This window comes from Curvivirga sp. (assembly GCF_965219885.1).
In the GTDB taxonomy this organism is placed as follows: domain Bacteria; phylum Pseudomonadota; class Alphaproteobacteria; order UBA8366; family Aestuariispiraceae; genus Curvivirga.
The window spans coordinates 1,893,684-1,905,680 of record NZ_CBDCOT010000009.1 but is presented as its reverse complement, the minus strand read 5'-3'; the positions used below and the strand labels follow the sequence as shown (position 1 = coordinate 1,905,680).

Annotated in this window: 11 protein-coding genes; 5 read left to right on the top strand and 6 right to left on the bottom strand. The window is 43.0% G+C overall.

What is annotated here, in order from left to right:
* Nucleotides 1-166 precede the first annotated feature (166 nt).
* On the bottom strand, nucleotides 167-1,087 hold the full coding sequence (gene gcvA, locus ACOQOA_RS14450; RefSeq protein ID WP_420549321.1) for a transcriptional regulator GcvA: 921 nt from the start codon (nucleotides 1,085-1,087) through the stop codon (nucleotides 167-169).
* A 195-nt stretch (nucleotides 1,088-1,282) separates the two neighbouring features.
* On the opposite strand from gcvA, the gene ACOQOA_RS14445 reads away from it, so the two are divergent.
* Nucleotides 1,283-4,591, top strand: coding sequence for an ATP-binding protein (locus ACOQOA_RS14445; RefSeq protein WP_420549320.1), 3,309 nt, complete (start codon nucleotides 1,283-1,285; stop codon nucleotides 4,589-4,591).
* Here ACOQOA_RS14445 and ACOQOA_RS14440 read toward each other — a convergent pair.
* Nucleotides 4,588-5,046 carry a nucleoside deaminase gene (locus ACOQOA_RS14440; protein ID WP_420549319.1) on the bottom strand — a complete coding sequence of 153 codons (459 nt, stop codon included), beginning with the start codon at nucleotides 5,044-5,046 and terminating at the stop codon, nucleotides 4,588-4,590. The genes ACOQOA_RS14445 and ACOQOA_RS14440 overlap by 4 nt on opposite strands.
* Before the next feature lie 134 nt (nucleotides 5,047-5,180).
* On the opposite strand from ACOQOA_RS14440, the gene ACOQOA_RS14435 reads away from it, so the two are divergent.
* The 3 genes from ACOQOA_RS14435 to bluB are packed head-to-tail and all read left to right on the top strand — an operon-like array spanning nucleotide 5,181 to nucleotide 7,361.
* Nucleotides 5,181-6,170 (top strand): pseudouridine synthase, encoded by a 990-nt coding sequence (locus ACOQOA_RS14435; protein WP_420549318.1) that lies wholly within the window; start codon nucleotides 5,181-5,183, stop codon nucleotides 6,168-6,170.
* Nucleotides 6,170-6,724: a 16S rRNA (guanine(966)-N(2))-methyltransferase RsmD gene (gene rsmD, locus ACOQOA_RS14430; protein WP_420549317.1), complete on the top strand. Its 555-nt coding sequence runs from the start codon at nucleotides 6,170-6,172 to the stop codon at nucleotides 6,722-6,724. Before ACOQOA_RS14435 ends, rsmD begins: the two co-directional genes overlap by 1 nt.
* 10 nt (nucleotides 6,725-6,734) lie before the next feature.
* A complete protein-coding gene (gene bluB, locus ACOQOA_RS14425; protein ID WP_420549316.1) occupies nucleotides 6,735-7,361 on the top strand; it encodes a 5,6-dimethylbenzimidazole synthase in 627 nt (208 codons plus the stop codon).
* A 22-nt stretch (nucleotides 7,362-7,383) separates the two neighbouring features.
* Here bluB and ACOQOA_RS14420 read toward each other — a convergent pair whose 3' ends face one another.
* Entirely contained in the window at nucleotides 7,384-7,707 is a 324-nt protein-coding gene (locus ACOQOA_RS14420; RefSeq protein ID WP_420549315.1) for an antibiotic biosynthesis monooxygenase family protein, read from the bottom strand.
* Nucleotides 7,704-8,033, bottom strand: coding sequence for an NIPSNAP family protein (locus ACOQOA_RS14415; protein ID WP_420549314.1), 330 nt, complete (start codon nucleotides 8,031-8,033; stop codon nucleotides 7,704-7,706). The genes ACOQOA_RS14420 and ACOQOA_RS14415 overlap by 4 nt, the downstream gene beginning before the upstream one ends.
* A gap of 77 nt (nucleotides 8,034-8,110) precedes the next feature.
* Here ACOQOA_RS14415 and ACOQOA_RS14410 point away from each other — a divergent pair, with 77 nt between their 5' ends.
* Nucleotides 8,111-8,803, top strand: coding sequence for an ArsR/SmtB family transcription factor (locus tag ACOQOA_RS14410; RefSeq protein ID WP_420549313.1), 693 nt, complete (start codon nucleotides 8,111-8,113; stop codon nucleotides 8,801-8,803).
* Between the two features lie 2 nt (nucleotides 8,804-8,805).
* Here ACOQOA_RS14410 and ACOQOA_RS14405 read toward each other — a convergent pair whose 3' ends face one another.
* Both ACOQOA_RS14405 and mutL read right to left on the bottom strand, forming a co-directional pair.
* Nucleotides 8,806-9,981, bottom strand: a complete 1,176-nt coding sequence (locus ACOQOA_RS14405; protein ID WP_420549312.1) for an MFS transporter — start codon at nucleotides 9,979-9,981, stop codon at nucleotides 8,806-8,808.
* A gap of 37 nt (nucleotides 9,982-10,018) precedes the next feature.
* Nucleotides 10,019-11,956 (bottom strand): DNA mismatch repair endonuclease MutL, encoded by a 1,938-nt coding sequence (gene mutL / locus ACOQOA_RS14400; protein WP_420549311.1) that lies wholly within the window; start codon nucleotides 11,954-11,956, stop codon nucleotides 10,019-10,021.
* Nucleotides 11,957-11,997: the final 41 nt, after the last annotated feature.

The following is an 11,997-nucleotide window of genomic DNA, read 5'->3' as shown; positions in this document are numbered from 1 at the left end:
AGCCAATCCATATCGCCCGGCGACAGTGAGTTTACTCCTGTAGTTAACTGAGCCCCTAACCGCCCCTTCCCCCCAGGTTAGGGGCTCAGTGTTTTTATACCCTGTTCCCAGAAGAAACTAGTGAAAGTTTTATGACGATAATAACGTCATTTAATCGCAAGCCTCCTTAGATACCTAACCGCTTATATTCTTCCTGAGCAACTTTTGCCTGTGCCAGCACCCATTCACGGAATGCTTTAATTTTCGGTGCATTCTCACGTCCCTTAGGGCAAATAAAATAGTAGGAAGAAGGGGATTGATAATCCACCTCCAACAAACGTACAACACGACCTTCCTGCCACTCTCTTTCCATATGCGCACTACGTACCAAGGCCACACCTTGCCCATTAATAGCCGCTTGCAAAGCCATATTCGTATCGGGATAACGTGCCCCAAATGACAAGGGAGCATCAGTTACCCCTGAATATTCAAACCACTCTTGCCACGTAGCCGTGCGCCCCTCATTAAATCTTAACAACAGTGGAAACTTTAAAAGATCTCTTGGATCTTTTGGTGTACCATACTCTTCAAGTAAGCTTGGCGCACAAACCGGAAAAACCTTCTCTTGCAAAAGAAGTTCTGTAAACAAATCTGGATAATTCCCACCTCCCAGTCGAATTGCAACGTCAACTTCTTCGTCAGCGAAATCTATAATTTCTTCCTTTGTTGAAATCCAAACATCAATATCTGGATGCTTCGTCGTAAAGTCAGGCAAGCGTGGCACCATCCAGTTCACGGCAAAAGATTGCAATAAACTTACGCGAAGAGAACCTCTTCTGTCCGCATCCTCGAAAGATGCCAGCGTTTTTTCCATATCCTCCAAAAAACCGCGGATAACACGAGAAATCGTATCTCCTTTTGGCGTTAATTCTAAGCCGCCTTTTCGACGAACAAACAACTTAAACCCCCAAACGTCTTCTAAATGTCGAATTTGGTGGCTAATTGCACTTTGAGTAATATTCAACTCATCTGCAGTTTTCGTAAAATTCTTATGACGTGCAGCAGCTTCCAAGGCACGCATCGCAGCAATTGGCGGTAATTGCTTCATCTTCTTATCCATAAAAATTCGGTGTCCCACATTATATACGCATGCAAGACACAGAGTTTGATTTCATACTAAAAAGTGGACGAGCCACTTAATTTTCTGTTAGGCTAACTGATAATAGGGACTATATCAAAAGTAATTACAATTACTTGATCCTTGCTCATGTTTAACCAAACAGCATTGGGGACATGCATTAAAGTGGAACAATCTACATCTGATTCGATCATAAACCACACATCCCCAAAAAAGCCTTTGGGAAATATTATCTTGATGACCCTAATACTGGCCGGATTGGGTTTTCTTGGAAACTTTTTAAAAGTACCTCTATTCTTCTCTGTAGACTTCATTTTCGGATCAATATTTGCATTTATAGCTTTAAGAAAGGGTGGCCTAACTTCAGCTCTAATTGTCGCTATTTGTGCAGGTTCATATACTTATATTCTATGGGGCCATCCATACGCGGCAATAATCTTTTTCGCAGAAATACTTACTGTTGGGTTATTAAGAAAGTATATTTCAAATTATGTGTATAGTGACTTCCTATTTTGGATTTTTATAGGAGCCCCACTTGCCTGGATATTCTATCGTTATTCAATTGGATTAAATGAAACTGCGGTTACTCTAATAGTCCTAAAACAACCATTAAACGGACTCTTTAACGCTTTGGTTGCTGCTCTCCTCATAGACATCGGCATTATTATCACAGACGGAGGCAGTACTGGAAAACGGAAAGTACGCGTCTGGAATCTTACGTCTAATACATTATGTTTACTTACTTTAACTTCAGGCGCAATCCCCCTTGTTATTGATAGTTATGATGCGGTCAAAACAAGAGAAGAAATCTTACACGACCATATGGAAAATTATTCCAAAGCTTTTTTTGAAAACCCTGAGACCTCACAACTTAATAGATACGTCTCAAGAGAAAAAGTTGAGGATTTCTTCTCAGGGAATACGGCGATACTTGAAGGTTTCAATATCGCCTTTCTCAGCCAAGATGGCAAAATTATATACCAACATGGTCATGTAAAAAGTGCGTCCCCCAACGGAACAGTTCAAAATACATTTGGCAGGCTAAAAACATGGCAACCTGAAGGGAAAATGGCAAATATGCGTCGTTGGGCGGAAGGTGAATATTACTTAAAAACAACAGTCATATTGGATGATGAGTTAACGAGTTTAATCATTAGTTATTCCGCACGCCCCATAGTCGAATATATTGAAAAACACAAACTTAGAACCATGGTCAGCTTAACCATCTTACTCTTAGCAGCACTGTTGGTTTCCAGATTCCTGACAAGTCTTTTAATTGGCCCAATTACACGGCTGGCAGAAACAAGTGCATCCCTAAAGGATAAGGTTGGCAAAGAAAGTTACTTCCTTTTCCCTGACAGTAGTATTCTTGAATATGACGACCTTGCAAACTCTCTGCAAAGAATGTCCGAATCCATAAATAAATCCTTCAAGAAACAAGTCGATTTAAGCAACAGCCTAGAAGAACGTGTCAAACAAAGAACCGCCGAATTAGAGCGGTTGTCAATGGTTGCCAGTCAAACGACTAACGCTGTGGTTATCACCGATGTAAACGGGATAATTGAATGGGTGAATGAAGGATTTACTCGAATGACTGGCTTTACAACTAAAGAAGCCTTAAATCGGACCCCAGGCTCATTCCTTCAAGGACCAGATACAGACAGACCTACAGTTTCTCGCATAAATGAAGCTATTCAGCGAGGAGCTGGTTTTCATGAGGAACTTTTAAACTATCACAAAGATGGCTTTCCCTATTGGACAGAAATCACATGCACGCCAATCTTAGATCAAAACCAATACGTTACTGGCTTTATAGCCATACAAAACGATATTACACAGCGGAAAAAGGATTTAGAAACACTTATTGAAGCTCGTAAGCAGGCAGAGACAGCAAATCTGGCAAAAACGAATTTTCTATCCACCATGAGCCATGAAATTCGCACCCCGCTAAATGGTATTCTTGGCATGGCGCAACTTATTGCTAATTCAGAGCTAACCACAGATCAACGCGATAAGATAAACACAATTCAACAATCCGGGCATACCCTACTTTCAATCATCAATGATGTCTTAGATATGAGCAAAATAGAGGCCGGCAAAATTGAACTTGAAACAACTGCTTTCAGCCTCTCCCACATGCTCTCTAGCAGTATTTCTGCTTTACATAGCCTAGCGCAAGAAAAGGGATTACGTTTTAGAATAAACGAGACAGGAACCTGCCCGAATGTGCTCATGGGCGATCCTATTCGAATCCGACAAATCATATGGAATCTGTTAAGCAATGCCATCAAATTTACTGATAAAGGTGGGGTTACGGTTAACATCGATTGTAACTCTAAGAGTTTCAATCATTTTGTAAGTGAGACACGTGATACCGTTATTCATTTACAAATAAAAGATACCGGCAAGGGCATTGATCAAAAGCGACAAGAGTCTATCTTTGATCCATTTATCCAGGAGGATAACACTATCACTCGCAGCTATGGCGGTACGGGCCTTGGACTATCTATTGTCACCAACATTATAGAATTAATGCATGGCAGCATTCATCTACAAAGTGAAGTAGGACAAGGAAGTACATTTGACGTTTACCTTCCATTAGATAAAGCGCCACTGGAAGAAATAGAAAAAATAGAAAAAATAAATAAAGAGAGTATAGATTTTATTCCTCCCGCACATGATATCTTAATAGCTGAAGACAATCCTACAAACGCGATGATCGCACGTGCTTTCCTTGAGAAATTTGGCCAACATGTACGTATCGCAGAAAATGGGAGAGTTGCGATACAAGAAATACGAAAACAAAGGCCTGATTTCGTATTTATGGATATTCATATGCCAGAAATGAATGGCATAGAAGCTACAATCGAATTACGTAAATCAGATCGCTACAAAGACATGCCTATCATTGGTTTAACTGCCGAAGCATTCGCAGACCGACATGCTGAATTCATGCAAGCTGGCATGTCCCGTGTTATCACGAAGCCTTTCACGGAGATACAATTACAAAAAGCCATTATTGAATTCTTACCCGAAGAAGTTATTGCCAAATCCAAAAAAATCACAACCTCAAATCATCATGATTTCACAGAAGAAGCACCTGCTCTATTAATTGGGGAAGAAGGAAAATTGCGTGAAACGATTGATAGCTTAGGGATTGAGGCGTTCTTGCCAGTACTGGCAGTTGCACCTGAGAATATTGCGAAGCAAACAGCCAAGTTAAAAGAAGCACTAAAACGTAAGAGTTATACAGAAGCTAATGAAGCAGTCCATGCGATCAAAGGTATTTCCGCCTCGTTATTCGCCTCAAAATTAAACAGTTTATGCATAGATTTCGAAATATCTCTTAAAGAGAGAAATTTAAATGATCTGGATATTGATATGTTCAAGGAAGTCGTCAAACAAACCAATAACTGGTGGTCCAACATTCAAAAAGAACTTGAGATGGAAAAACGAAACAAGCGTAGAAGTTAATCTCTGAGTTTTGCAAAAAACTCTTTAAGTTGCGTCACGCATTCTGCTTCACGCATACCGCCTATCACTTCAGGTTTATGATGACAGGTGTCTTTTTCATAGAAACGTGCGCCATGTTCTATGCCACCACCTTTTGGATCATACGCCCCAAAGAAAACACGTCCGATACGACTATGAGAAATAGCAGAAGCACACATGGTACAGGGCTCTAAGGTAACATAAAGATCGCAATTCTCTAGACGCAGTTGATTAAGTTTCTGAGATGCTTCTTTCATTACAAGCATCTCTGCATGGGCCGTCGCATCTTCCCATTCTTCAACCCTATTGCCAGCCTTGGCAATAACTTCACCAGTCTCTCTTCTTACAATAACGGCCCCCACAGGAACTTCCCCGCGAGAAGCTGCATGAGCGGCTTCTTGAAGCGCAATTTCCATAGGTGAAATATTTCGAGACATAATTCGCTTTATTCCCTTTAAAAGCTACGTTTGCAGATTGCACCAAAGCCCTATAATCGTTATTAACTATGCTCAGTCTCTAGGATAAGCTATAGATAACAAATAATTTCATCCCTATCACAGGATCACCTCATATGACCAGCCCAACAGAAACAGCAGAAGAAAAAGAAACAAAACCTGCTGAAAAGCAGCGCATTGCGAAAGTTATGGCACGTGCAGGACTTTGCAGTCGTCGCGATGCTGAAAAATGGGTTGAAGAAGGCCGTGTGTCCGTAAATGGTGAAATTATCAAATCTCCAGCTTTGAATGTGGGTGATGAAGACGAAATTGAAGTCGATGGAAAAGCTTTGCCAAAAATAGAGCCCCCTCGTCTCTGGCGCTATCACAAACCGGTCGGACTTGTAACCACCGCCAAGGATGAACATGGCCGCTCAACTGTGTTTGATAATCTGCCGAAAGAAATGCCGCGTGTGATTTCCGTTGGTCGACTTGATATCAATTCCGAAGGCTTACTTCTCCTCACAAATGATGGGGAGTTGGCGCGTAAATTAGAGCTTCCGGAAACGGGTTTACGTCGCACCTACCGTGTGCGTGTACGTGGAATTGTAGATGAGAAAAAACTGGCGATGCTGGAAGATGGCATCGTTGTTGATCGTGTGCATTATGGTGCCATCACAGCAACCGTTGAACGTCAACAGGGATCAAATGCATGGTTAGAAGTTACCCTAACCGAAGGAAAAAATCGCGAAATCAGACGCGTTATGGAACATATAGGCTATAGCGTTAACCGATTAATACGTGTGCGTTATGGTTATTTCTTCTTAGGCCAGTTGCCACGTAATAATGTGGACGAGGTTAGCCCTGCTGAAGTTCGTAAACTGCTTGGTAAGCCTGCCCATAAAGGGGCGAAGGCAAAACCTAAAAAAGCACGCCCACGCTCAAAAGGTTATAAACTTGCTAAAAAAGCGACAGCTAAAAAAGGATTTGCAAAGAAACCATTCAGCAAAAACGCACCTGCAAAGCACGCTGGAAGCAAATCAGCAACCCCTAAAAAAGCTTTCTTACAGAAACGTGATTCTAATAAAAAACCAGCTGGTAAGCCTGTACAAAAAAGAGGTAAATAATGCGTATTATCTCTGGTCGTTTTAAAGGGGCAAAACTAGAAGCTCCAAAAGGGCATGACACGCGTCCAACATCTGATCGTACAAGAGAATCTTTGTTTAATCTTTTGTTAAATGGGAAATTCTCCAAACAACTGCGTAATCGTCCATTCGCTGATGTCTTTGCAGGTACTGGCGCCGTTGGCCTGGAAGCTATTAGCCGAGGAGCATCCAAAGGATATTTTCTTGAAAATGGTCGCCATGCTTTACCACATCTAGAAGCGAATATCACAAAATGTCGTGTCGATGATGAGGCTCGCATTTTCCGTGTTGATGCCTCCAAACCACCACGGGCACCGGAAGCATGCGGTATTATCTTTATTGACCCCCCTTATGGGAAAGATCTGATCAACATTTGCTTACCTCCATTAATTGAAAAAGGGTGGCTTGCAGAAGATGGCGTCATTATTACTCAAGGCCATCCTGCTGACCCTGTCACTGTCCCTAATGGTTTTGAAATCGCAGATGAACGAAAATATGGCGCAGCCCTTTTGTTTTTCCTGAAACGAAGCTCATAAAATAAAAATTATGAAAAACTTTGATCAACATTTCCGCGAAGAATTCCTCGACCTACTCACATGGCGCCGGGACGTTCGTCACTTCAAAACCGATCCGTTACCAGATGGGAAGATGGAAGAGCTTATAAATTATGCCAATATGGCGCCCTCCGTAGGGTTGAGCCAGCCATGGCGTTTTGTTGAGGTTTCAAGTTCTGAAAGCCGCGCAAAGGTTTTAAAAGTATTTGAAGCGGAAAACGATAAAGCTTTAAACGATTATCATGGCGAGAAGGCAAAACTTTATGCCTCTTTGAAACTATCTGGCATGAAAGAAGCCCCAGTACAATTGGCGGTTTATTGCGACCCTGATCCAGAAAAAGGGGCAGGTCTAGGCCGTAAAACCATGCCTGAGACATTGGCCTATAGCTGTACAATGGCGATCCATACAATGTGGCTGGCGGCACGGGCTCAAGGTATTGGTCTTGGTTGGGTTTCTATTATTGATCCAGATAAGATAAACACCATTTTGGACGTGCCTGAAGACTGGCAGCTGATTGGATATTTCTGTATCGGTTATCCTGTCTATGTGGATGACAAGCCGGAATTGGAACGTAAAGGTTGGGAAGCAAGGGAAGCGCCAGTTATTCTTAAGAAATAATCAGCGCTTCTGGATTAATTTTCTATTTAGGAACCTCGTCCCTATCTTCCATACCATAATCCCTAATCACCGATGCAACGCGCAAACGATAATCCTCAAAGATACCATTTCTCCCGCTTTGTTGGGCAGCTCTATGTGATTTTAATTCCCGCCACTTCTTGACTGCTGTTTCATTTTCAAAAAATGACAATGACAAGATTTTGTCAGGGTTGGTTAGACTCTGGAATCTTTCAACAGAAATAAACCCTTCCACTTTTACCAATTCTTCTTTCAAGATGGCTGCGATATCCAAGTATTCCTGCTTTCTTTCGGATTTCGGATGAACTTCAAAAATAACTGCTATCATAGTTTCACCAATTTACTATGGGGGCTTGAAGCGAGTTTTAGAAAACATCGATCCTCTCGAAGGATGAACTTTTCCTTCATGGCAAATTCATAGTTTTCCTTTCCAAGTGGGTCCGCGGCAAGGCGTGCTCTATAAGCTTCATACTCCGTTAAATTTTCAATATTATAAACACCATAGGCAAGTGTAGAACTACCTTCATAAGGTGCATAATATCCAATCAAATCAGCGCCGTTTCTTGGGATAGCTTGCCCCCAGTTAGCAGCATATTCCATAAATTCTGCCTTCTTGGTTGGGTCAATGTGGTAACGAATAAAACATGTAATCATTTTAATTTTCTTTCATGACAATTTCGATATGCACATGATTACATATTGCACCAAATAAATGCTTCGATTATGATCGAATGATGAAAGAAGGACCAGATATAGCATTATTAGGCACCATGATTGGTGACCCCGCACGCGCAAATATGCTGATTGCTCTTATGAGTGGAAAAGCATTAACCGCGAGCGAGCTTGCCAACGAAGCTGGTATTATGCCTCAAACGGCCAGTTCTCATCTAGCGAAACTGGAACAGGCTTTTATGGTAAAAGCCACTAAACAAGGGCGTCATAAATACTTCACCCTTAAAAATAATGACGTTGCCCATTTGTTAGAAACCATGATGGGCCTGGCAGCACAAAATGGCCAACTAAGAACCCGTACAGGTCCAAAAGATCCCGCACTTCGTCATGCACGTGCCTGCTATTCGCATCTTGCTGGTGAACTGGCTGTATTTGCTTATGATCAACTGATCGAAAAGAAATATATGGAAGCTTCGGAAAATGATGACGAGGCTTATTTAACAGCTGCTGGCAAAGATTTTTTCGAAGCATTCGGTCTAAATCCAGCTAGTCTTCAAAAACCTTCCAAACCTTTATGCAAACCTTGTTTGGACTGGAGCGCGCGACGTCACCATCTTGCAGGTGATTTAGGTGGAGCATTATTAGACAAAATATTAGACCTCAAATGGGCCAGTCGCGAACCATCTTCCAGAATAATTAAATTTACAAAGGTCGGAGAACAACAGTTCAAAGATTTATTCGTAAAAGGATAATCTTATCCTGCTTCTTCAATGCGCTTTGTAGCTTGTCGCGTCACAATCAAAACAGCAAAAATTAAGAAGAAAAGAACCACCGCGCCGACATAATAAGGCATATCCGCTCCGAAATGCGCAAAAACAAATCCTGCCCATGCAGGCCCAGGTACACGCGCCAATGCGGTTGCGGCCTGTGCGGCCCCCATCACACCACCTTGGTTTTGCGTTGATGCCAGACGACTAAACAAACTCTGCATTGCAGGATTATGCAAGCCCATCGCTAATGCCAAGGCGCCCATTACGAAATAAATGCCATTCTCCCCGGTAATCTGAGTCATAATCAGGAAAGACAGGAAAAGGAAACCGACACCAAGTAAGACAACCTTTGCTTCACCGCGTTTTCGAACGATGCGCCCAATCCCACCCTGCACAAAGGCTGTGACTACGCCAGCGAAGACCAAATATAATCCAACATCTCGCGGTCCAAGACCGAATTTATCTGCCGCCCAAAAAGCAAATGTTCCTTCAATCGCCGTAAACATCAAAGAAACCGCAAAATAAACCCCGAGTAAACGCGCCAACACGCTATCTTTCAAGACCTTACGCATTGGCATACGTGCGGTGATATCTCTATGACGTTCAGGCTCTTTTACAAAAATCAGAGCTATCACTAGGGATAATGCAGCCATTGCAGCTGCAATATAAGCAGGTGTGGTAAAATCTGGATTATCGATACTTCCTACAGACCAAGCACCAAGCCCTGGACCAATCGTAAATCCGATACCAAATGCAGCCCCTAACATGCCCATACCTTTGGCCCGATTTTCTTGTGACGTTACGTCCGCAACAAAGGCTTGTGATGTTGCAAGCCAGCCAGCAGTAAATCCGGCAAAAGCACGACTTGCAAAAATTTCCCAAAGAACGGAGGCATGGGCCAACCAAAGATACGCAATCACGGTACAAAGCGCCGATAACAGCATAACAGGCTTTCGCCCTATCTTATCTGACATACTCCCCCAAAATGGGGTAGAAAAAAACGCCGCTGCAGAGAATGTGGAAAAAACCAACGCCGCTGTAAATGCATCAGCATCCATGCTTTTTGCATAAAATGGCAAAATCGGAATAACTGTTCCCAGCCCAATGATGCTAATACCGGTAGCAAGGGCGACAGGCGCCAGTTTTTTCATTTCGCTCATGGTGATTATCCAAGATTTTATAAAACGCGGAACAGGTTTAGCGTCGACCAAAGAGTTTTTCAATATCTGAAAGAGCTAATTCCACATAAGTCGGACGGCCATGATTACACTGACCAGAATGCGGCGTTGCTTCCATTTGACGTAATAATGCGTTCATCTCTTCCAATGACAGACGCCGGCCAGACCGGACAGAGCCGTGACATGCCATGGTGCCACAGACCTCTTCCACTTTTTCTTTCAAGCTAAAAGTACCACCAAGATCCATAAATTCATCAGCGAGGTCTTTGACTAAACCTTGAACATCAACCTCACCTAAAAGGGAGGGCGTCTCACGAACAGCCACAGCACCTGGCCCAAAACTTTCCAAAACCAAACCAAATTTTTCAAGATCTTCAGAACGATCAACTAAAGCTTTCGCCGCTTCTTCATCCATCTCTACAATTTCTGGAATTAAAAGACCTTGTCGTGCTACACCTGTTTCCGCCATCGCCTCTTTCATACGTTCATACACAAGCCGCTCATGGGCCGCATGTTGATCGACAAGCACAATCCCCGTATCAGTCTGCGCCACGATATAGGTTTCATGTAATTGAGCACGCGCAGCCCCTAACGGGTAACTTTGCAATTGGTGGGCAGTCTGATCCATTGTAGGATTTGTTTCAGCATAAGACCCACTGGCTGGTGCAGCTGGCTCAAAAGTTGGTGCGTCAGTAAAACTTGTACCAATATCGCTATTTGGTGTTGGCTGATTTTGACTTGCAGCAGATGGCGCTTGAAATTGATATGCTTGTTCCGCCATACCAGTATTTAGTGGTTGAGCCTGATAATTATAGGATCCACCGCCAGTTCGTCCACTATAGCGACTGAAACCACCCATAGGACGTTGAGGCATGGCAGACAAAGGCAAGCTCGCAACATCCCCTTCACTTTTAATCGCCCCTAATGCCGCTTGAGACACCGTCGTGGAAGCACGATGGCCAGCTTCCGCCAATGCATGTTTTAAAGCGCCAACAATTAATCCACGAACAGAAGCCGCATCACGGAAACGCACTTCTGTTTTTGCTGGATGCACATTCACATCAACCGCACGCGGTTCTGTTTCCAAAAATAAAGCCAACATGGGATGCCTGTCTCTTGCCAAGAAATCCATATAGGCCGCTCGCACTGCCCCAGTCAGCTGCTTATCTTTTACTGGACGTCCATTCACGAACAAAAATTGCATCATTGCATTACCACGGTTCAAAGTTGGTAATCCCGCAAAACCAGTTAATCGAATACCTTCACGTTCTGCATCAATGGGCAATGCATTTTCCGCAAATTCACGCCCCATAATATCACCAAGACGTTTTAATCGTTGATCAAGGAAGTCCCCCTGTTTTCCCATGACACGCAAACGATCACGATTGCCATCATTCAGAGTGAAGCTAACGCCCGGATGCGCCATAGATAAACGTTGCAATACATCAATAACGGCAGATGTCTCAGCCCGTTCAGATCGCATAAATTTTAATCTTGCAGGTGTGGCGAAGAAAAGATCACGTACTTCAATCCGTGTTCCTTTACTTCCCGAAGCAGGTTCGGGACCAGAGACGACACCACCTTCGATATGAATTGCCCAAGCTTCAGATGCATCTTCCGTACGACTGGTAATTGTCATCCGACTAACAGATCCAATTGAAGGCAAAGCTTCGCCACGAAAGCCTAATGTGGAAATAAAGAATAAATCATCATCTGGTAATTTAGACGTCGCATGGCGTTCGATCGCTACCGGTAACTCTTCAGGGGACATACCACATCCATCATCCACAACCCGGATCAAGGAACGACCACCTTCACGAATAGTTATATCAACACGGCTCGCCCCGGCATCAATAGCATTTTCTACCAATTCTTTGACAGCAGATGCAGGACGTTCAACGACCTCACCAGCCGCAATACGGTTAATCACCTGATCAGGAAGACGACGAATTGCCATAGGTAAATCTCAAAAAGAATAAAAACTAAAATAAGGACTGA